Source organism: Azospirillum sp., from assembly GCF_050789165.1.
The window spans coordinates 1-19,318 of the sequence record NZ_JBOZRT010000015.1 but is presented as its reverse complement, the minus strand read 5'-3'; the positions used below and the strand labels follow the sequence as shown (position 1 = coordinate 19,318).

19 protein-coding genes are annotated in these 19,318 nt (G+C 70.2%); 11 read left to right on the top strand and 8 right to left on the bottom strand.

Translation table 11 applies throughout. The features are described from left to right. Window positions 1-16: 16 nt before the first annotated feature. Window positions 17-1,075, bottom strand: a complete 1,059-nt coding sequence (locus ACRWK7_RS02330; RefSeq protein WP_431854554.1) for an AbrB family transcriptional regulator — start codon at window positions 1,073-1,075, stop codon at window positions 17-19. After that, window positions 1,075-2,025: a succinylglutamate desuccinylase gene (locus tag ACRWK7_RS02325; protein WP_431854553.1), complete on the bottom strand. Its 951-nt coding sequence runs from the start codon at window positions 2,023-2,025 to the stop codon at window positions 1,075-1,077. Before ACRWK7_RS02325 ends, ACRWK7_RS02330 begins: the two co-directional genes overlap by 1 nt. Before the next feature lie 178 nt (window positions 2,026-2,203). Between ACRWK7_RS02325 and ACRWK7_RS02320 the strand changes: the two genes are divergently transcribed. Together ACRWK7_RS02320 and ACRWK7_RS02315 are read left to right on the top strand one after the other, a co-directional pair. Then, window positions 2,204-3,055: an N-formylglutamate amidohydrolase gene (locus ACRWK7_RS02320; protein ID WP_431854552.1), complete on the top strand. Its 852-nt coding sequence runs from the start codon at window positions 2,204-2,206 to the stop codon at window positions 3,053-3,055. A gap of 109 nt (window positions 3,056-3,164) precedes the next feature. Continuing rightward, window positions 3,165-3,398, top strand: a complete 234-nt coding sequence (locus tag ACRWK7_RS02315) for a hypothetical protein (RefSeq protein WP_431854551.1) — start codon at window positions 3,165-3,167, stop codon at window positions 3,396-3,398. A 23-nt stretch (window positions 3,399-3,421) separates the two neighbouring features. Here the strand turns inward: ACRWK7_RS02315 and ACRWK7_RS02310 are convergent, their stop codons facing one another. The 4 genes from ACRWK7_RS02310 to ACRWK7_RS02295 all read right to left on the bottom strand — a co-directional run bounded on the left by ACRWK7_RS02310 (window position 3,422) and on the right by ACRWK7_RS02295 (window position 9,418). Then, window positions 3,422-4,231 carry an NAD kinase gene (locus ACRWK7_RS02310; protein WP_431854550.1) on the bottom strand — a complete coding sequence of 270 codons (810 nt, stop codon included), beginning with the start codon at window positions 4,229-4,231 and terminating at the stop codon, window positions 3,422-3,424. A gap of 82 nt (window positions 4,232-4,313) precedes the next feature. Further along, window positions 4,314-5,336 carry a GTP 3',8-cyclase MoaA gene (moaA, locus tag ACRWK7_RS02305; protein ID WP_431854576.1) on the bottom strand — a complete coding sequence of 341 codons (1,023 nt, stop codon included), beginning with the start codon at window positions 5,334-5,336 and terminating at the stop codon, window positions 4,314-4,316. Window positions 5,337-5,556: 220 nt separating this feature from the next. Continuing rightward, the gene (locus ACRWK7_RS02300; protein WP_431854549.1) at window positions 5,557-7,257 is read right to left on the bottom strand and encodes a methyl-accepting chemotaxis protein; all 1,701 of its coding nucleotides are present in this window, start codon (window positions 7,255-7,257) and stop codon (window positions 5,557-5,559) included. Between the two features lie 118 nt (window positions 7,258-7,375). Next, a complete protein-coding gene (locus tag ACRWK7_RS02295; protein WP_431854548.1) occupies window positions 7,376-9,418 on the bottom strand; it encodes a 4Fe-4S binding protein in 2,043 nt (680 codons plus the stop codon). 213 nt (window positions 9,419-9,631) lie between these two features. On the opposite strand from ACRWK7_RS02295, the gene ACRWK7_RS02290 reads away from it, so the two are divergent. After that, on the top strand, window positions 9,632-10,036 hold the full coding sequence (locus ACRWK7_RS02290; RefSeq protein WP_431854547.1) for a hypothetical protein: 405 nt from the start codon (window positions 9,632-9,634) through the stop codon (window positions 10,034-10,036). A 33-nt stretch (window positions 10,037-10,069) separates the two neighbouring features. Here the strand turns inward: ACRWK7_RS02290 and ACRWK7_RS02285 are convergent, their stop codons facing one another. Further along, the gene (locus tag ACRWK7_RS02285) at window positions 10,070-10,774 is read right to left on the bottom strand and encodes an ABC transporter permease (RefSeq protein ID WP_431854546.1); all 705 of its coding nucleotides are present in this window, start codon (window positions 10,772-10,774) and stop codon (window positions 10,070-10,072) included. Window positions 10,775-10,903: 129 nt separating this feature from the next. On the opposite strand from ACRWK7_RS02285, the gene ACRWK7_RS02280 reads away from it, so the two are divergent. Genes ACRWK7_RS02280 through mobA form a run of 3 tightly spaced genes read left to right on the top strand, consistent with a single transcriptional unit; the run spans window position 10,904 to window position 13,162 of the window. Next, on the top strand, window positions 10,904-11,608 hold the full coding sequence (locus tag ACRWK7_RS02280; protein ID WP_431854545.1) for a glutathione S-transferase N-terminal domain-containing protein: 705 nt from the start codon (window positions 10,904-10,906) through the stop codon (window positions 11,606-11,608). A gap of 59 nt (window positions 11,609-11,667) precedes the next feature. Further along, on the top strand, window positions 11,668-12,549 hold the full coding sequence (gene fdhD / locus ACRWK7_RS02275) for a formate dehydrogenase accessory sulfurtransferase FdhD (protein ID WP_431854544.1): 882 nt from the start codon (window positions 11,668-11,670) through the stop codon (window positions 12,547-12,549). Continuing rightward, on the top strand, window positions 12,539-13,162 hold the full coding sequence (gene mobA, locus ACRWK7_RS02270; RefSeq protein WP_431854543.1) for a molybdenum cofactor guanylyltransferase MobA: 624 nt from the start codon (window positions 12,539-12,541) through the stop codon (window positions 13,160-13,162). Before fdhD ends, mobA begins: the two co-directional genes overlap by 11 nt. A gap of 25 nt (window positions 13,163-13,187) precedes the next feature. Here the strand turns inward: mobA and ACRWK7_RS02265 are convergent, their stop codons facing one another. Then, the gene (locus ACRWK7_RS02265) at window positions 13,188-15,983 is read right to left on the bottom strand and encodes a bifunctional diguanylate cyclase/phosphodiesterase (RefSeq protein WP_431854542.1); all 2,796 of its coding nucleotides are present in this window, start codon (window positions 15,981-15,983) and stop codon (window positions 13,188-13,190) included. Window positions 15,984-16,208: 225 nt separating this feature from the next. On the opposite strand from ACRWK7_RS02265, the gene ACRWK7_RS02260 reads away from it, so the two are divergent. The 5 genes from ACRWK7_RS02260 to ACRWK7_RS02240 all read left to right on the top strand — a co-directional run. Next, complete coding sequence (locus tag ACRWK7_RS02260; RefSeq protein WP_431854541.1) at window positions 16,209-16,736, top strand: DUF3305 domain-containing protein; 528 nt, start codon at window positions 16,209-16,211, stop codon at window positions 16,734-16,736. Beyond that, complete coding sequence (locus ACRWK7_RS02255) at window positions 16,733-17,278, top strand: DUF3306 domain-containing protein (protein WP_431854540.1); 546 nt, start codon at window positions 16,733-16,735, stop codon at window positions 17,276-17,278. The genes ACRWK7_RS02260 and ACRWK7_RS02255 overlap by 4 nt, the downstream gene beginning before the upstream one ends. 277 nt (window positions 17,279-17,555) lie before the next feature. After that, a complete protein-coding gene (locus tag ACRWK7_RS02250; protein ID WP_431854539.1) occupies window positions 17,556-18,164 on the top strand; it encodes a TorD/DmsD family molecular chaperone in 609 nt (202 codons plus the stop codon). A gap of 48 nt (window positions 18,165-18,212) precedes the next feature. After that, on the top strand, window positions 18,213-18,425 hold the full coding sequence (locus ACRWK7_RS02245) for a formate dehydrogenase (protein WP_431854538.1): 213 nt from the start codon (window positions 18,213-18,215) through the stop codon (window positions 18,423-18,425). 9 nt (window positions 18,426-18,434) lie between these two features. After that, the coding region (locus ACRWK7_RS02240) for a molybdopterin-dependent oxidoreductase (protein WP_431854537.1) at window positions 18,435-19,318 on the top strand (884 nt) is incomplete at its 3' end.

Sequence of the window (19,318 nt, the reverse complement as noted above, 5' to 3'; positions counted from 1 at the left end):
GTTGGCGCGAACTTTATCACGCCCCGCGGGAACGGCGGGCCGTCCAGCGCCGCCACAGCAGGAACACGGCGGGAGCCAGCGTGACGATCAGCAGGATGCGCACCACATGGTGGGTGGAGACGAAGGCGACATCGACGCCCAGCGCCAGCGCAATCAGGCTCATCTCCGCCAGCCCTCCGGGGGCGAAGGCGAGGATCAGCCCGGCCATGCCGAATCCGGTGGCGGCGTTCAGCGCGCTGCCGAACCCCACCGCCAGGACCAGCATCAGCGCCGTGCCGCCGGCCGCCACCACGGCACCGCGGCCGACCTCGCGCAGCCGGACGCCGGCGAAGCGGCAGCCCAGCGAGGCGCCGACCACCACCTGCGCCGCGGCGACCAGCGCGCCCGGCGGCTTGCCCTCGGTCAGGCCGGCGAGGTGGATGGCGGCGGACACCAGCATCGGCCCGACGATCTGCGCCGCCGGGATGCGCAGCGCCCGCGCGACGGGGTAGCCGACGGCGCAGGACGCCAGCAGCAGAAGGTCCGCCGGCGGCACCGCCAGCAGGTCGGGGCCGAGCGGCCGGCGTTGCCCCGGCGCGTAGTAGCCCAGCGCCTGGAACCAGAACGGGATCACCATCACCACCAGCATGACCCGCAGCGCGTGCACCAGCGAGATGGTGCGGTCGTCGCCGCCCATGGCGGTGCCGGCCAGGACCATCTCGTTGAGGCCGCCGGGGGTGGCGGTGAAGTAGGCGGTCACCGGGTCGTATCCGGCGACGCGGCGCAGGTACAGGAGGCCGGCCACGGTGGCGGCGACGATGTAGACCAGCAGCCCGGACAGCGTCAGCGTCCAGCCGCCCATCTGCGCCACGATGGCCGGGGTGAAGCCGCTGCCCAGCATGATGCCGAGCACGGTGATCATGGTGCCGCGCAACGGCTTCGGTACCGCCACCGGCAGCGCCGCCATGGCAGCGGCCGTGGTGAACAGCATGGAGCCGATCATCCACGCCAGCGGCATCCGGAAATGGTTGAACAGCGCGCCGCCTGCCGTGCCGACCGCCAGGGCCAGCAGCAGCGGCCGCCATCGGCCGCGCATCAGCGCACCAGCCGGCCGAGCCGCACCGCCGTCTGCCCGGCCTTGGCCCGGCGCGCCGGCATGATCAGCACGCAGTCGTCGTGCGGCGTCAGCACCGGCGTGTCGCCGTCACGCCCGATCAACGTGCCGGCGCGCGGCAGCACCTCCAGCCCGGTGAAGGCGCGGACGAAGGCGAAGGAGTCGGTGTGCGGGGTCACCGCCTGTGTCACCTCGACCATGCGCAGCGGCTCGTCGCGCTTGCGCAGGAACGGTAGGGCGACGTCGGCGTCGATCATGTCGGCGTTCAGCAGGAAACGCAGGCAGGTCTCCACCGCCACCTCGGCGGTGGCGGCCTTCCAGTGCTGCCCGCACTCAACCAGCAGCGCGGTGGGGCCGCCGTCGGCCGCGGCGAACGCGCCGTAATCGAGCAGGCGCCGCCCCGACGCGTGCCCCCCGTCGGCGACGATCCAGGACGGGTAGCCGAGGCGTCTGGCCAACTCCCGCCCGCGCGCGGTGCGTCCGCACAGGGTCAGCGGCGCGGTGTCGTTGGTCATGGAGTGGACGTCGAGCAGCAGGTCGGCGCTGTCGTACACCGGGCGCAGCTCGCGGGCGCGGCGCAGCTCGGCCGAGTCGCGGCGGCCGTCGAGCACCTCGGGCGACCACACCCGGTTGAAATCCTCCTCGACGCAGCGCGAGGCGTAAGGGTTGTCGGGATCGAAGCCCAGGTAGGCGGCGACGTTGGCCAGCGCCAGCGTCAGCCGGCCGCGCGTCGGCCGCACGCCGAGGCGGAACAGCGTGTCGATGGCGATGGCGCCACAGACCTCGTTGCCATGGGTGAGCGCGTTGATCACCGTGTGCGGGCCGGGCCGCCCGCTCTCCAGCGTGGTGACGTAGTCGATCCCGGTGTTGCCGCGGCGGTAGGGCGCGACGTCCGGCGGCGTCAGGTCGATGGCGGTGCTGGACTCGGTCAAGGGACGCTCTGCGATTGCGGGCCCGGGGTCGCCGGGGAGTATGGCGGAGCGGGGCATGACACGCCAGCCCCGGGCGGTCACAGGGATGATGACAGTTTTCGGTCGACGGCGGGTTGCCGCCTCGTCTATACGCAGCCACTTGAGAATCGGTTGCGGCAGGAAGCGGCGGCGGGATGCCATGGGCTTCGTGATCGAGGGGGTCCTCGTCCGTCATGATCCGGTGGGGCTGCGCCTGCCGGTGCTGTTCGATTCGCCGCACAGCGGCAGCGTCTACCCGCTTGACTTCCACCACCTCTGCCCGGACCCGGTGCTGCGCCAGGCCGAGGACACCTACGTGGACGAACTGTTCGGCGCGGTTCCAACGTTCGGCGCCACGCTGCTGTGCGCGCTGTTCCCGCGCACCTACATCGACGCCAACCGCGCCGCCGACGACCTCGACCCCAAGCTGCTGGACGGCCGCTGGCCGCTGCCGCTGCGCCCCAGCGCCAAGAGCGCCGGCGGCCTCGGCCTGATCCGCACGCTGTGCCGGCCGGGCATGCCGCTCTACCCCGGCAAGTTGAGCGTCGAGGATGTGGCGGCGCGCCTCGATCGCTACTACCACCCCTACCACGCCGAGGTCGCCGCGGCGATCAACGCCAACGTGGCGGGCTTCGGCGCCTCGTGGCATGTGGACTGCCACTCCATGCCGTCCTGCGGCGATGGCGGCGGGGCGGACTTCGTCGTCGGCGACCGGGACGGCACCACGTCGGAGCGCGCCTTCGTCGATCTGGTGGTGCGGACGCTGCGCGCCCACGGCTACGCGGTGGCGCTCAACCACCCCTACAAGGGGGTGGAACTGGTGCGGCGCTACGGCAAGCCGGGGCGCGGCCGCCACTCGATCCAGCTGGAGGTCAACCGGCGCCTCTACATGAACGAGGAGACGCTGGAGAAGCACGCCGGCTTCGCGGTGGTGCAGCGCGACCTGACCGCGCTCGCCCGCGAGATCTGCGCCTACGCCGGCAGCCGCACGGCGCGCCGGGCGGCGGAGTAGCCGCCGCGCCCTCCCTGGTTGAAGGGAAACGGACGAGCCATATCGTTTACAGCCCGTCGGAGCGCCGGGAGATGATGGTCCGTCCGGTGCTCCCCACCAGGAGTCGCGCATGATCCCGAAACAGAAAGCCGAGTCGGCAGTGTCCGCGATGTTCGGTCTGAGCCGGAGCGAGCAGATCCGCGTTGTCGAGGACGCGATCCGCGCCACCCGCCGCGAGGCGCTGGAGGAGGCCGCGAGGCTGGCCGAGCGATCGCAATGCGAACACGAGCAGGAAGGAAACCGCTGGTACAACGAGGCGTGCCAGGACATCGCCGCCACGCTCCGCGGCCAGGCGGGCGCATAGGCCGTCCGAGGCGGAGCAGGCCGTCAGGGTTCGAACTGCTCCTTGAGGATGCGTTCCTCGAAGTTGAACTCCGGGTCGAACAGCAGGGTGAGCGAGACGTCGCGAGCCTCGGTCACCTCGACGCGCTCGACCTCGCGCACCTCGGTGAAGTCGGCCACGGCGCTGACCGGGCGCTTGGCGGTCTCCAGCACGTCGAAGCTGATGTGCGCGGTGTGCGGCAGCAGCGCGCCGCGCCAGCGCCGCGGGCGGAACGCGCTGATCGGCGTCAGCGCCAGGATGCCGGCGCCCAGCGGGATGATCGGCCCGTGGGCGGACAGGTTGTAGGCGGTGCTGCCGGCCGGCGTGGCGACCAGCGCGCCGTCGCAGATCAGCTCGGGCAGGCGGACCTTGTCGTCCACGGTGATGCGCAGCTTGGCCGCCTGCCGGGTCTCGCGCAGCAGCGAAACCTCGTTGATGCCGATGGCCTCGACGGTCGGGCCGCTGACCCGCGTTGCCTTCATGCGCAGCGGGTGCAGAGTGACGTGCTGGGCGCGCTGGACGCGCTCCACCAGGTCGTCCTCGCGGTAGGCGTTGAGCAGGAAGCCGACCGAGCCGCGGTTCATGCCGTACACCGGCTTCGGCGAGCAGCCACCGCGCCCCAGTGCGCGGTGCAGCGTCTCCAGGAGGAAGCCGTCGCCGCCCAGCGCGACGATGACGTCGGCCATGCCGATCGGCACGTTGCCGTAGCGGTGCACCAGCCGCGTGCGGGCGCGGCGGGCCTCCTCGGTGTCGGCGCACACGAAGGCGATGTGCGGCGGATCGTGGCGGAAGGTCGGGGCGGCAGGGTCGGTCATCGTGCCGCGACCATAGCGCAGGTCGGGGGCAGGGGGAATCCTCGGCTGGGGGGCAACGCAGGCACCTCTACCAGACGCCCCCTTACCCGCCCGTTACGCTCATGTGCCGGGACACCGCGGCGCCGTGGCGGTTGCGGTCGATGATGAAGTCGTGGCCCTTCGGCTTGCGCTGGATGGCGGCGCGCACGGCGTCGATCAGCAGGCCGTTGTCGTCGCTCAGGCGCAGCGGCGTGCGCAGGTCGGCGGCGTCCTCCTGGCCCAGGCACATGTACAGCGTGCCGGTGCAGGTCAGCCGCACCCGGTTGCAGCTTTCGCAGAAATTGTGCGTCAGCGGCGTGATGAAGCCGACGCGGCAGCCGGTCTCCTTGACCCGCACGTAGCGGGCCGGGCCACCGGTGCGGTAGTCGGTGTCCTCCAGCGTCCAGCGCGTCTCCAGCTCCGCGCGTACCTGCGTCAGCGGTATGTACTGGTCGAGGCGCGAGACGTCGCCCAGGTCGCCCAGCGGCATCACCTCGATGAAGGTCAGGTCGAAGCCGCGCTCACCGCACCATTCCACCATCCGGTGGAACTCGTCGTCGTTGACGCCCTTCAGCGCCACCGCGTTGATCTTGACGGCGAGGCCGGCGTTCTTGGCGGCCTGGATGCCCTCCGCGACCTTGCCGAACTTGCCCCAGCGGGTGATGGCCTGGAACTTGTGCGGGTCGAGGGTGTCGAGCGACACGTTGATGCGCTTCACGCCCGCGTCTACCAGCCCCTCGGCGTACTTGAACAGCATCGAGCCGTTGGTGGTCAGCGTCAGCTCGTCGAGGTCGCCCGCCTTGACGTGGCGGCCGAGCGACGTGATCAGGTTCATGATGTCGCGGCGCACCAGCGGCTCGCCGCCGGTCAGGCGCAGCTTGCGGGTGCCGAGCTTGACGAAAGCGGTGCAGAGCCGGTCGATCTCCTCCAGAGACAGCACCTCGGCCTTGGGGAGGAAGCTCATGTCCTCCGCCATGCAGTAGACGCAACGGAAATCGCAGCGGTCGGTCACCGAGACGCGCAGGTAGGTGACGGCGCGGCCGAAGGGGTCCACCAAGGGAGCGGGGCGCATCGTCGCGTCGGTCATCGTCAAGGGCGTCCTCCCGGGCGTCGGCGCTCTGCGTGTCGGGTGGCGAGGATAACGCGCCGATCGTTCCGCCCAATATAGGCCTTTCGACGGACGATTTCTCCCCCAAGCCGACTGTGGACGATGGAAGCACGTATGCGCCGGGCGCCGCCTTGATGATTGTCAAGCTTTGGGTGGTCCCATAGCCCCTCCCCCTCGCGGGGGGAGGGGCTATGCCGCGCTACGCCTCCTTGCGGGCCGTGGTGCGCAGCTCGCCGAGGAACGCCTCGATCTGGTGCTTCAGCGACTGCGCCTCGCCGTCGAGGGAACGGCTGGCCTCGGCGATCTCGCGGGCGGTGGATAGCGTCCCCTGGGCGCTCACCGACACCTCGCCGATCTCGGCGCTGATGCGCTGGGTGCCGCTGGCCGCCTCCTGGACGGAGCGGGCGATCTCGCCCATGGCGGCGTTCTGCTCCTCCACCGCGGCGGCGATGGCGGCGGCGCCGTCGTTGACGCCGCGGATGGTCTGCTCGATGCGGCCGATCGCCTGCACGGTGGTCTGAGTCCCAGCCTCGACCGACTGGATGATGCGGGCGATCTCGTCGGTGGCGTTGGCGGTCTGGGTGGCGAGGTTCTTCACTTCCGACGCCACGACGGCGAAGCCCTTGCCCGCTTCGCCCGCACGCGCCGCCTCGATCGTGGCGTTGAGGGCGAGGAGGTTGGTCTGGCTGGCGATGGCGTTGATCAGTTCCACCACCTCGCCGATGCGCTTGGTCGCCTCGGCCAGATCCTTGACGGCGGACGAAGTGTGCTCCGCCTCCTCCTGGGCGCGGCGGGCGACGGCGGCGGACTGCTCGACCTGACGGCCGATCTCCTTGCTGGAACTGGACAGCTCCTCGGTGGCGGCGGCGACGGTCTCGACGTTGCGGCTGGTCTGCTCGGTGTTGGCGGCCACCGAGGCGCTGCGCGCCTGCGTCTGCTCGGCCGATGTCGACAGCGACTGCGAGGCGCCGCCGAGGCGCCCGGTCTCCATGGCGACGCGGCCGATCAGCGTCTGCACGCGGTTCTCCACGTCGTCGGCCATGCGCAGCAGCGCCTGGCTCTCGCGCTCGTGCGCCTCGCGCTTCAGGCGCTCCTGCTCGCCGAGCAGGCGGCGGTTCTCGGCGGTGGCGTCCTTGAAGACGCTCAGCGCCTCGGCCATGGTGCCGAACTCGTCGCGCCGGCCGACCGCCGGGATGGCGATGCCGAGGTCGCCGCCGGCCAGCCGGCGCATGGCCTCGGCGAAGCGGTTGACGGTGCCGGTCACCTGCCGGCCGATCAGCAGCGCCGCCGCGGCCACGATGGCGACGATCAGCAGCGAACCGCCCAGCAGGGTGCGCGCGTTGCGCCAGTAGGCAGCCTCCACGTCGTCGATGTAGACGCCGGTGCCGATCATCCACTGCCACGGTTCGAAGCCGTGGGCGTAGCTGAGCTTCGGCAGCGGCTGGTCGGAGCCGGACTTGGGGAAGCGGTAGGCGACGAAGCCGCCGCCGGACCGCCCGGCCTTGATCAACTCGCGCAGGAAAAGCACGCCGTCGGCGTCCTTGGCGTCGAGCATCTGCCTGGTGCCCTCGACCTGCGGACGCGGGCCGAGCGCGAGGGCGGTGCCTTCGTAGTCGTAGACGAAGAAGTACTCCGCCCCGGCGTAGCGCAGCCGGCGCACCGCGGCGCGCGCCTGCTCCTGCGCCTGCGCCTGGGTCAGGCGGCCGGCCGTGACTTCGGCGTGATAATGCTCGACGATGCCGCGCGCCGTCTCGACATTGTTGCGCAGCATGGTCCGGTAACCGTCCATCTGCACGTCGCGCAGGTGCATCAGCGCCACGAGGCTCAACACGAGGAGCCCGCCGGCGGCGAGGATGGTGAGAAGGAGCAGGCGCAGGCGCAGGGAGAGCGCAGGAAACATTGGCGGATCACTCGAAATGGCGCGGTGATGGAAGCGGGTGGGGTGCGTGCAATCGACGCACCCCATGCTTCACTACCTAAGGAGTCTTGCCTTTCGGTGAACGACGCCTTGACCAGGGTCAGGTCCCGTCGTCTTCGCCCTCCGCCGCCAGGGCGGCGCGTTCGCGCAGGTCGTCGTCGGTGGTGCGCGGCACCCGCGGGGCGCCCATGGCGAAGGGGTCCTCCCCGCGCTCCGCCTGGTCGATGACGCGGCAGTCCTGGCACATGCGGATGCGGTTGGCGGCCTCCGGCGTGGCGAACATCCAGTGCTTGCCGCTGAGCGCCGTCACGATGCGTTCGATGGAGGACTTCGACGCGAAGGGCGTGCCGCAGCGCACGCAGCAGAACGGCTCCTCCTCCTTGATCACCACCGCACCGCGGGCGCTGTCGCGGAAGTCGATCTGCGGGGCGAGCGTGATGACCTTCTCCGGGCAGGTGGTCTTGCACAGGCCGCATTGCACGCAGGCGTCCTGCGCAAAGCTCAGCATCGGCTTGTCCGGGTTGTCGAGCAGGGCGCCGGTCGGGCAGGCGCCGACGCAGGACAGGCACAGCGTGCAGCCCTCGACGTTCACCTCGACCCGGCCGAACGGTGCGCCCGGCGGCAGCGGCAGGACATCGACGGGGGTAGGGGCGCCCTTGTGCAGGTGGCGCAGCGCCAGCATGACCAAGGTGCGCTTGCCGCCCATCGGCAGGAACAGGCCCGGTGCCGCGGCCGTGGCGTGCGGCAGGTTCCACAGTTCCGACTCGACCGCGGCGGGATCGCGGGCGTCGATCACCGACACCCGCCCGGAGCCGTAGCCGAGGCCGGACATCGCCGTTTCGATCAGCCCGACCTGCGAGGCGAGGCCGGCGGTCTCCCCCTGGTTGGTCGGGCCGGTCAGCACGGCCACCTGCGCCGCGCCATAGGCCAGCGCGGTGGCGAAGAAGTCGAATCCCAACTGGGTCACCTCGTGCACCGCGAAGGGCAGCACGCGGGCCGGCAGGCCGCGGCCGTGCTGCGCCATCAGGGCGATCACCTCGTCGCCGTGCCGCGGGTCGTGCACCAGCAGCGCGGCGTCCTTTCCGCCGGCATTGGCGTAGGCGGAGAGCAAGGTGCGCAGCCGCTCGAACACCGTCTGCATGGGCGGCAGCGCGTAGGTGCTGGCCCCGGTCGGGCACACCGCAGCGCAGGAACCGCAGCCGGCGCAGACGTGCGGGTCGATGGCCACAGTGTCGCCGGCCGGCGCGATGGCGCCGGTCGGGCAGACGTCCAGGCAGCGGGTGCAACCGGTCTTGGCGTTGCGCTGGTGGGCGCAGAGATCGGCCTTGAAGTCGATGAAGCGCGGCTTTTCGAACTCGCCGACCAGATCGGCGGCGTCGAACAGCGCCTTCGCGACCTGGGCGGGGCTGTCGGGATCCGGGCGCAGGTAACCGTCGCGCTTGGTGTGCGCCGGGAACAGCGGCGCGCCGCCGGTGAGGTCGAGGATGACGTCGCAGCGCGAGGAGGCGCCATGCCGCGGCGGTTCGAATGCCAGCGCCCCGCGGGAGGAGGGCACGGCGTAGGCGTAGTCGTCCACCACGATTTCGAAGGCGCCGAGCCAGCCCTTGGCGGCACGGATGGTCCCCCGGAACACCGGAACGTCCATGACGCGCGGCGGCGCCACGTCCTTCGGGTTCTTCAGCAGCACGGTGACGTCGAGCGTGCCCGACAGCTGGCGGGCGGCCTCGATGGCGCGCTCGTCGGTCCCATAGACCAGGCAGGTGCCCTCGGACTTGAGCGTGATCGAGCCGGTCGGCGGCACGTTCAGCGTCGCCTCGGCCAGCAACGCTGCGATCTTCGGCAGGGCCGCGGCGCCCTCGTCGGACCAGCCGGCGCGCTCGCGGATGTTGGTGAAGGACAGCTCGGCCTGCGGCGCGGACTCGGCGGCGACCTCGGCGAACAGGGGGGCTTCCTGGGTGCAGGCGACCAGCAGCGGGCCGGTGGCGCCCTTGGCCGCCGCCTCGAAGCGGTCGAGCTGGCTGCGGCAGAGCTGCGTGTGCACCGTGGCGCCGTCGGCACCGCAGGCGCGGGCGAGATCCTTGCCGTCGAGCGGCATGGAATGCGCGCAGTCGCAGACCAGGACGGTGCGGCCGTTGAGCTTCATCGACGGAAAACCTCCCGAACAGGGCGTCGGTTCTGTGTTTGTGCACCCTTACATACAGTAAATATCGGCTATCCGGGAGGTTTGCGACCCCCGACTTTCTGGGGATATTTTTTGGTGCGCGTACGACGGCCGGGGGTGGGTGGCCCCTTCCGCCAAGCCCACGCTGTGGTACTCTCGTCCAAAGGAAACGCCATACGAGGGGGAGTGCGCGCCATGTCGGTCAGGCTGCTGTCAGCGTCCGCGGTTGTTGTGGTGTCGTTGCTGTCGTCGCTGCCCCCGGCACAGGCCGCCGCGGCGGAGCCCGGCGTCGCCCCCTCTTGGACGCGCTATTTCTTCCCGGTGGTGGTCGGCGGCGCGCTCGGCGCGGTGGCGATGCCCTACGCCTATCCGGTCGTCGCGGCGCCGCTCGGCGGCGCGCTCACCGCCACCGGCGGGGCGCTCTATGCGACGGCTCCGACGGTCGGCGCCGCCGCGCTCGAAGGCGCCGCCGCCGCGGGCACCTACGCCGCTGGGGCGACCTCGGCCGCCAGCAGCTACGTGCTGACCCAGACGGTGCAGACGCAGATGGCCATCGGCGCCGGCCTCGGCGCGCTGGTTGGCTATCTCTGGGCGTACTGACCGGCGGGCGGGGGGCTCCGGCCCCCGTTCCTCTCAACCCCGCGCGCGGTCGGCGGCGTGGCGCAGCGTCGTCACGGTGGCGTTCACCGCCAGCGACAGCGCCATCAGGATCACGCCCAGGCCGAGCGCCAGGGCGAGGTTGCCCTTGCTGGTCTCCAGCGCGATGGCGGTGGTCATGACGCGGGTGACGTGCTCGATGTTGCCGCCGACGACCATCACCGCGCCGACCTCCGCCGCCGCCCGCCCGAAGGCGGCCAGAACGGTGGTGGCGAGGCTGAAGCGCGCCTCGGCCAGCAGCGTGCCCACCGTGTGCAGCGCTCCGGCGCCGAAGACGCGCAGCGTGTCGTCGTAGTCGACCAGCAGGTCCTCCACCGTCTGCCGCGCCAGTGCGGCGATCAGCGGGGTGAGCAGCACGGCCTGCGCGATCACCATGGCGGCGGGGGTGAACAGCAGCCCCAGCACCCCCAGCGGGCCGGAGCGAGACAGCATCAGGTAGACGATCAGGCCCACCACCACCGGCGGCAACCCCATCAGCGCGTTGAGCGCCACCGCTGCGACGCGCCGCCCCGGAAAGCGCAGGGCCGCCACCGCCGCTCCCAGCGGCAGCCCGACCAGCGCCGCCAGCAGCACCGCGGTGAGGCTGACGCGCAGCGACAGCCCGACGATCTCCAGCAGATCGGCGTCCAGCGACGTGATCAGGCGCAATGCGGTGGAAAAGGCTTCGGAGACATCGTGCATGCCGCTTCCGTTATGCATGCCGTGTCATAGCGCGTCCAGCGGAACCGTGGCCGAAAGAGACGCCCGGCCCTTTCCGAACGGACCCCGCGCCAACATCTGTCAGGCGGTAATCCATTCGAGGAGTCCCGCATGGCCGATCTCTCCACCTTCCCGATCACCGCCCGCTGGCCGGCCAAGCACCCCGACCGGCTGCAGCTCTATTCGTTCCCGACCCCGAACGGGGTCAAGGTTTCGATCATGCTGGAGGAGACTGGGCTGCCCTACGAGGCGCACACCGTCAACATCGGCGCCAACGAGAGCTGGACGCCGGAATTCCTCTCGCTGAACCCGAACGGCAAGATCCCGGCGATCCTCGACCCGGACGGGCCGGGCGGCAAGCCGCTGGGGCTGTTCGAATCGGGTGCCATCCTGCTGTACCTCGCCGAGAAGACCGGCAAGCTGCTGCCCGCCGACCCGGGGCGGCGCTGGGAGACCATTCAGTGGGTGTTCTTCCAGATGGCGGGGGTGGGGCCGATGTTCGGCCAGCTCGGCTTCTTCCACAAGTTCGCCGGCCGCGAGTACGAGGACAAGCGCCCGCTGGAACGCTACCGCGCGGAGTCGCAGCGGCTGCTCGGCGTGCTCGAGGCGCGGCTCAAGGGGCGCGACTGGATCATGGGTGAGGAGTACACGGTGGCCGACATCGCGCTGCTCGGCTGGGTGCGCAACCTGATCGGCTTCTACGGCGCCGGCGACCTCGTGAAGTACGGCGAGCTGGAGCATGTGCCAAAATGGCTGGAGCGCGGGCTGGCGCGGCCGGCGGTGCAGCGCGGCCTGGAGATCCCGCCGCGGCCTTGAGGCCGGCGGCCCGGACGCCTAGTGTTGCTGTGTTTCCCTGTTGAACGGTTCCCGACGGCATGACGCTCGACGAATTCACCATCCGGCCAGACCCGGCCGATCCCAGGCTCACCGAGCGCGTGTCCGGCCTGGACCAGGACGGCCGCGCCATCGAGACTTCGGTCACGGTGGAGCGGCCACTCACCCTGTTCCTCAACGGGCAGGAGGTCGTCACCATGATGACGATCGCCGACTACCCGGAGTACCTGGGCGTCGGCTACCTGCTGAACCAGAACATGCTGAAGCCGGATGACAAGATCACCGGCATCGACGTCGACGAGGAGACCGACGTGGTCGTCGTGCGCACTGAGCGGCGCACCGATTACCAGGAAAAGCTGAAGAAGAAGACGCTGACCTCCGGCTGCGCCCAGGGCACCGCCTTCGGCGACGTCATGGAGGTGTTCGAGACGGTGACGCTGAACCCTGACGTCCGGCTGCGCACGTCGTGGATCTACGCGCTGTCGAAGAAGATCAACCTGACGCCCAGCCTGTACCTGGAGGCCGGCGCCATCCACGGCTGCGTGCTGTGCCAGGAGGACCGGCCGCTGGTCTACATGGAGGACGTCGGCCGCCACAACGCGGTGGACAAGGTGCGCGGCTACATGCACCTGAACGGCGTCGATCCGACGGACAAGATCTTCTACACCACCGGGCGCCTCACCAGCGAGATGGTCATCAAGACCGTGCAGATGCGAATCCCGATCCTGGTCTCGCGCTCCGGCTTCACGGCGTGGGGCGTGCAACTGGCGCGGCAGGCCAACCTGACGCTGGTCGGGCGCGCCAAGGGCAAGCGCTTCATTGCGCTGGCCGGCACCGACCGGCTGGTCTTCGACGCCGACCCCGGCGCCGTCGGCGACGAGGGCAAGGAACACCAGCGCAAGGGGAGCCGTGATGAAGACTGATGTGGCCGGCGTTCTGCTCGCCGGCGGGCTGTCGCGCCGCATGGGTGGGGGCGACAAGAACCTGCGCACGCTCGGCGGCCGCACCATCCTGGAGCGCATCGTCGCGGTGGCCCGCCCGCAGGTGGGCCCCCTGGTGCTGAACGCCAACGGCGACCCGGCGCGCTTCGCCGCCTTCGGTCTGCCGGTGGTATCCGACGTGGTGGAGGGCTACGCCGGACCGCTGGCCGGCGTGCTGACCGGGCTGGAATGGGCGAAGGCCAACGCGCCGGGGGCGGTGTGGCTGGCCAGCTTCGCCACCGACGCGCCGTTCATCCCGGCCGACCTCGTGGCGCGGCTGCTGACGGCGGTGGAGGACGAGGGCGCCGACCTTGCCTGCGCGCGCTCGGACGGGCAGGACCACCCGGTGTTCGGGCTATGGCCGCTGCGCCTTGCCGACGACCTGAAGCGCGCCATGGTGGAGGAGGGGATCCGCAAGGTGGATGCCTGGACCGGCCGCTACAAGCTGGCGGTGGCGGAATTCGGAACGGAGCCGGTGGACCCGTTCTTCAACACCAACCGGCCGGAGGACCTGGAGGAGGCGGAGCGGCTGCTGGCGGCGGGGATGGTGGCGTAGCGGGGAGCGTGTTCGCGCCGGGCCCTTAATGCACCAGCGCCGTGCGTTCCACCCGACGCAGCAGGAAGCGCGAGGCGTCGTCCGCCGGGATGGGCGGGCTGAACAGGTAGCCCTGGCCGCCATGGCAGCCGGCCTCGCGCAGGAAGTTGAGCTGCTGCTCGGTCTCCACGCCCTCGGCGATGACGTGGAGGCCGAGGCTGCTGCCCAGGCCGATGATCGCCTTGACGATCGCCGCGTCGTTCTGGTCGTTCGGCACGTCGTTCACGAAGGAGCGGTCGATCTTCAGCGTGTCCACCGGGAATCGCTGCAGGTAGCTGAGCGATGAGTACCCGGTGCCGAAATCGTCGATGGAGACCTTGACGCCCATCTCCTTCAGCGACTTCAGGATCAGGATCGCCATATCGACGTTGCGGATCAGCGCGCCCTCGGTGACCTCCAGCTCCAGGCACCAGGGCGGCAGGCCGTGGCGGGTCAGCGCGGCGCTGACTTGGCCGGGAAGGTCGGCGGAGCGGAACTGCAGGGCCGAGATGTTCACCGCCACCCGTTGCAGCGGCAACCCTTCGGCCTGCCACAGCTTGGCCTGCCGGCACGCCTCGTCGAGCACCCACAGGCTGATGGCGGCGATCTGGCCGCTCTCCTCGGCCACCGGGATGAAGCGGCCCGGCGGAACCATGCCCAGATCCGGGTGAGCCCAGCGGATCAGCGCCTCCAGCCCGGTCACCCGGCCGGAGCCCAGTTCGATCTGCGGCTGGTAGTGCAGGCGGAACTCGCCCAAATCAAGGGCGCGGCGGATGTTGGCCTCCAGGTTCAGGCGCTCGTTCAGCTGCGCGTCCATGGAGGTGGTGAAGAAGCGGAACGCGTGCCGTCCCGCGGCCTTGGCCTGGTACATGGCGGCGTCGGCGTTCTTGATCAGCCGTTCGCCGTCCTCGCCGTCGGCCGGGTACAGGCTGATGCCGATGGACGGTGAGATGGTGAAGTCGCGGTCCTTGATGCGCATCGGCTCGCAGACGCAGTCCAGGATGCGGGCGGCGACACGGGCGACGTCGGCGGCGCTGCCGGCGTCGGGCAGCACGATGATGAACTCGTCGCCGCCCAGGCGGCCGACCGTGTCCACCTCGCGCAGCGCCCGCTGGAGCCGCACCGCCACATCCTTCAGCACCTCGTCGCCGATGGTGTGGCCGAGCGAATCGTTGATCACCTTGAAGTGGTCGAGGTCGAGGAACAGCACCGCCACCGTGCCGCTGGACCGCTTCGCCGCGGCGATCGCGTGCGCCAGCCGGTCCTGCAGAAGCGTGCGGTTCGGCAGCCCGGTCAGCGCGTCGTAGTGCGCCAGGTAGTGCACCCGCTGCTCGGCCGCCTTGCGTTCGGTCACGTCGTCCACGAAGGCCAGCACGAACATCAGCGCGTCGTTGCGGTACACCGGCTGGAAATGCACGTGGTAGAAGCCGGACTTGTTGCCCAGCGTCGAGATGTACTGCGTCTCGATCTCCACCGGCTCGCCGGTGGCGGCGCGGCGGATGGCGGGGGCGAGCGACTGGTCGCGCGCGTCGGTGATCATGTTGAAGCCGATCACCTCGTCCGCCGGCGCGCCCATAAAGCGCCCGATCATCGGGTTGCAGTCCAGCACCCGCCCCTCGGCGTCGAGGATCAGGATGCCAACCGGCGCCTGGGTGAAGAAGTGATGCAACTCCGCCTCGCGCCGGCGCAGCGACATCGTCATCTCCGACGCCAGTTGCATGGCGCGCGCCCGCGTGGAAGACAGCGACAGCACCACGCCGAACAGCAGCAGCGAGATCGTGCCGCCGGCCGCCAGCACCATCAGCGGCTTGTCGCCGTCGATGCTGCGATCGAACTCCGGGGTGGAGCGGTAGGCGACGGTGAGCGTCCGGCCGTAGAAGGCGATCGGGCGCGTCTCGGTCAGGCGGGCGGACTCGGGGTAGGACGGGCTGCGGTACATCTCCTGTTCGTCCACCGCGGACGGCCCGTCGTACATGCTGAGCGCCACGTCGTGGACGTTGTGGCTGAGGACGCCCTCGATCAGCGGGTAGGTGCGCAGCGGCGCCAGCACCATGCCGTACAGCGCGTCGAGCCGCTCCCGCTCGGTCTGCGTCGGCGCGCCGGGGCGGTAGACCGGGTAGTACATGATGAAGGCCGGCTGCGGCGCCCGGTGCTCGTCGATCTTCAGCGTCAGGCGCGGCGTGATCGCCGGCTCGCCGGTGGCGGCGGCGGTCAGGATGACGGCGCGGCGCACCGGCTCGCTCAGCATGTCGTAGCCCAGCGCCGCGCGGTTCAGCGGCGTCGGCGGCGCCGAGTAGACGTTCACCATGTAGGAATCGCGCTTGCCCTGCGGGCGGATGGTGAACTCGTTGATGCCGTCGGCCCAGGCCGCCTCGGCGGCCTGGTTCAATTCCTCTTCCTTCAGCAGGCGGGCGAGCGCCACGGCGGGGATGCCGGGGTACTGCCGTTCCAGGTCGAGGCTGCGCACGAAGGAGTCCCAGGCCGGGCGCGACACCGCCGGCGTCACCTTGAACAGGCCGGCGGCCGAGCGCAGCACCTGCGCATAGGCCAGCATGCGCTCGCCGATGCGCGAGTGCATCTCGCCGACGCGGGCGGAGAAGCGCTCCGACGCCTCGCGCTCGATCACGGTGTAGGTCCAGAAGGACAGCGCAAGGGTGGCCGCCAGCCCCAGTGTGAGAGTCGCGAAGGCGAGGCGCCGGCCGCCGTTCTTCAGCCGGTCGACAGCGATGTCCGCGTGCGCGTCGGACGACAGGTCCGAAAAGATGCGGCGCTGGCGCGGCGGTGCCTCGTCGGACTTTGCCATGAAGGGGTGACTGCTTCGGTCTGTGGCGAATTCAAGCTAAAGATCATTCCAGCCAAAGGTCAAAGGAAAGTTGACGTTCGGCAGTCCTGGAAAAAACGCATGCAACGGGGTTGTCGCACGGCTTCGCGTCCGCTGATAATAAGACGGCGAAAGAATCGCCAAGAAACGCGCATCGCCCTTGCGGCGCCGGGCAGGCACCGCGATTCGCCGCAGCCGGAGAAGGAAATGGCGGAAACGCTGGAGAAAACTGAAATCATGGCGCTCGGCGTGGTGCTGGAGCGGCGGCGCAGCAACAGCCCGTGGCAGGACTGGACGTGGCGGCCGGTCGCCGTCATTCCCGGCGCGCCCCCGGTCGAGGGCGGCTGGCGGCTGCTGCGCGAGGGCGACGATTGGGCGCACTTCCACGCCGCGACGGTCCCGCTGGAGCTGTATAGGACCGACACCGACGGTTACCGGTTGAACCTGTCGCAGGATCCCCCGCGGCTCTGGGTGGCGTTGCGGCCGGACGATGCCGCCGAGCCGGGGGCGATGGTTCCCTTTTTCGTGACCGCCTCGGCGCACGAGTGCGAGGTCTACCAGATCAGCGGCAGCGAGACCGTGGAGACCGTGCCGATGCCGCCCGAGGTGCTGGCGCTGGTGCGCGACTTCGTGGACCAGCATCATGTCGACGTTCCCTTCGAGAAGCGCGAGCGTAAGCGCCACCACCCCGACGGGCCGCGCCGGCCCGGTCCTGAGCGGATCCGAGAGCCATGACCGAAGAATCCTTCCTTTCCCGCTGGTCCCGCCTGAAGCGCCGGGAGGCGGAGCCGTCCCCCGCGGCGCCGGAACCGGTTCCCACGCCGCCCGCCATGGCTGACGCCGCAGCGCCGCCGGACGCCCCGGCGGAGGCGGCGGAACCTGGGGATGAGGATCCGCTCAAGGACCTGCCGCCGATCGAGAGCCTGACCGCTGACTCCGACTTCACGCCCTTCCTGCGCGCCGGCGTGCCGGAAGACCTGCACCGGCAGGCGTTGCGCAAGCTGTGGACCTCCGACCCCGTCTTCGCCAACGACGACGGGCTGAAGGATTACGCCGGCGACTACACCGGCCTGTTCAGCGGCAGCGGCGTCGTCAAGACTGCGTACCGCGTCGGCAAAGGTTTTCTTGATGCCTTGGAAGAGGTGGATGCGGCAACGGAAGATGCTGCAGTGCCGAAGCCGCCCGCGGGTGCCGCTCCGCAGGACGACGCCGGGGCGATTACCGGAGTTGATGCCGGTGTCCCTCCAGGCGAAGGGGTTATGATAAATAAATCATAGCCCTTTTGTCTTGGTACGATCTTGCCGTTCGGCCTGCGTCGGCGCGGATTGTTGACAAGCTTAACCACAAGGATTTAAATGCTCGAAGGTCAGCGGTAAGCTGCTGGCGCGACAAGGCTTTTCGCGGCCGCAGCATGGCTGCACGGCAAACCCGGAACGCTGCGGGGCTCCCCGGCGCGGTTCTGGGACAAGTGGATGAAGGCGGCCGAAAGAGCTGCCAAACGGCGATCCCGATGCTCTAAGAAGAGCCAGGATTGTCGCAAGGGAGGAGTTGCACGTGTCGCCAATCGGTGACGATGCGTCCGCATTGCCGGACGAGGAGATTCTGCGGGCTCAGGCTTACGGGTTGCTGGCCGGGCTGCTGTCGCGCGCGCCGGATGCCGACGCCTTGACCGCGCTCGCCGCGATCGAAGGGGATGACAGCGTGTTGGGCGCCGCCTACGCGGCGCTGGGCGCGGCGGCCCGCGAGGCGACGCCGCGCGGCGTGGCGGAGGAGTTCGACGCCCTGTTCATCGGCGTCGGCGGCGGCGAGCTGACGCCGTTCGGCTCCTACTACCGCACCGGGTTCCTGCACGAGAAGCCGCTGGCCGACCTGCGCGGCGACATGGCGCGCCTGGGCATTGAACGGGCCGAGGGCATCGCCGAGTCCGAGGACCACATCGCCGCGCTGTGCGAGATGATGGCCGGCCTGATCACCGGCGCCTTCGATGCGCCGGCGGACCTCGACGAGCAGCGCGCCTTCTTCGGCCGCCACGTCGAGCCCTGGGCGCCGCGCTTCTTCGCGGACCTGGAGGGCTCGCCGACCGCCCGCTTCTATCGCGCGGTCGGCACGCTGGGGCGGCGCTTCATGGATGTCGAGGGCCAGGCGTTCGCGCTGGCCGTGTAAGGGAAGACGGGCCGCGACGAGCCCGCGGGAAACGGAGGGGTGACGACGATGACGGGTACGAAGGGCAAGGCCACTCTGGCGCGGCGTGACCTCTTCCGCGCCGCCGGGCTCGGCGCCGGGGCGTTGGGCGCGGCGGCGGTCGGTCTGCCGGCGGCGCCGGCCGAGGCCAAGGCGGACCCCAACGCCGCGGGGGACCGCACGGCGCAGCGCTACCGCGAGACCGAGCACGTCCGCAAAGCCTACGAATCGAGCCGGTTCTAGGAGGCCCTGATGCTGATCAAGAAGTCCGCCGCCGCCGTCTCCGGCAAGCGCCTGTCGAAGGCGGTGTCCGGCCTCACCGGCGCCACCGTCGACCGCCGCACCTTCCTGCGCGCCTCCGGACTCGCCGCCGGCGGTGCCGCCGTTGCGGCCAGCCTTCCCGGCACCGTCCGCAAGGCCGATGCCGCCGCCGTCGCCACCGGCGCCGGTGAGATCAAGCAGGTGAAGGCCATCTGCACCCACTGCTCGGTCGGCTGCACGGTGGTGGCCGAGGTGCAGAACGGCGTGTGGATCGGCCAGGAGCCGGCGTTCGACAGCCCGCTCAACCTAGGCTCGCACTGCGCCAAGGGCGCGGCGATCCGCGAGCACGCGCACGGCGACCGCCGCTTGCGCTATCCCATGAAGCTGGTCAACGGCAAGTACGAGCGCATCAGCTGGGATCAGGCAATCAACGAGGTCGGCGACCGCCTGCTGAAGATCCGCGAGACCTCCGGCCCGGATTCGGTGTTCTGGCTCGGCTCGGCCAAGCACTCCAACGAGCAGTCCTACCTGATCCGCAAGTTCGCGGCGTTCTGGGGCACCAACAACATCGAGCACCAGGCCCGCATCTGCCACTCGACGACGGTGGCCGGTGTGGCGAACGTCTGGGGCTACGGCGCCATGACGAACTCGTACAACGACATCCAGAAGTCGCGGGCGATGTTCTTCATCGGCTCGAACGCCGCCGAGGCGCATCCGGTGGCGATGCTGCACATCCTCAAGGCCAAGGAGCAGAACAACGCGCCGCTGATCGTAGCGGACCCGCGCTTCACCCGCACCGCCGCCAAGGCCGACGAGTACATCCGCTTCCGTCCCGGCACCGACGTGCCGCTGATCTGGGGCATCCTCTGGCACGT

Coding starts and splice junctions, on each gene's coding strand:
- ACRWK7_RS02330 (WP_431854554.1), bottom strand. CDS start 1,075: ATGCGCGGCCGATGGCGGCCGCTGCTGCTGGCCCTGGCGGTCGGCACG.
- ACRWK7_RS02320 (WP_431854552.1), top strand. CDS start 2,204: ATGGGCTTCGTGATCGAGGGGGTCCTCGTCCGTCATGATCCGGTGGGG.
- ACRWK7_RS02315 (WP_431854551.1), top strand. CDS start 3,165: ATGATCCCGAAACAGAAAGCCGAGTCGGCAGTGTCCGCGATGTTCGGT.
- ACRWK7_RS02310 (WP_431854550.1), bottom strand. CDS start 4,231: ATGACCGACCCTGCCGCCCCGACCTTCCGCCACGATCCGCCGCACATC.
- moaA (WP_431854576.1), bottom strand. CDS start 5,336: ATGACCGACGCGACGATGCGCCCCGCTCCCTTGGTGGACCCCTTCGGC.
- ACRWK7_RS02300 (WP_431854549.1), bottom strand. CDS start 7,257: ATGTTTCCTGCGCTCTCCCTGCGCCTGCGCCTGCTCCTTCTCACCATC.
- ACRWK7_RS02295 (WP_431854548.1), bottom strand. CDS start 9,418: ATGAAGCTCAACGGCCGCACCGTCCTGGTCTGCGACTGCGCGCATTCC.
- ACRWK7_RS02290 (WP_431854547.1), top strand. CDS start 9,632: ATGTCGGTCAGGCTGCTGTCAGCGTCCGCGGTTGTTGTGGTGTCGTTG.
- ACRWK7_RS02285 (WP_431854546.1), bottom strand. CDS start 10,774: ATGCACGATGTCTCCGAAGCCTTTTCCACCGCATTGCGCCTGATCACG.
- ACRWK7_RS02280 (WP_431854545.1), top strand. CDS start 10,904: ATGGCCGATCTCTCCACCTTCCCGATCACCGCCCGCTGGCCGGCCAAG.
- fdhD (WP_431854544.1), top strand. CDS start 11,668: ATGACGCTCGACGAATTCACCATCCGGCCAGACCCGGCCGATCCCAGG.
- mobA (WP_431854543.1), top strand. CDS start 12,539: ATGAAGACTGATGTGGCCGGCGTTCTGCTCGCCGGCGGGCTGTCGCGC.
- ACRWK7_RS02265 (WP_431854542.1), bottom strand. CDS start 15,983: ATGGCAAAGTCCGACGAGGCACCGCCGCGCCAGCGCCGCATCTTTTCG.
- ACRWK7_RS02260 (WP_431854541.1), top strand. CDS start 16,209: ATGGCGGAAACGCTGGAGAAAACTGAAATCATGGCGCTCGGCGTGGTG.
- ACRWK7_RS02255 (WP_431854540.1), top strand. CDS start 16,733: ATGACCGAAGAATCCTTCCTTTCCCGCTGGTCCCGCCTGAAGCGCCGG.
- ACRWK7_RS02245 (WP_431854538.1), top strand. CDS start 18,213: ATGACGGGTACGAAGGGCAAGGCCACTCTGGCGCGGCGTGACCTCTTC.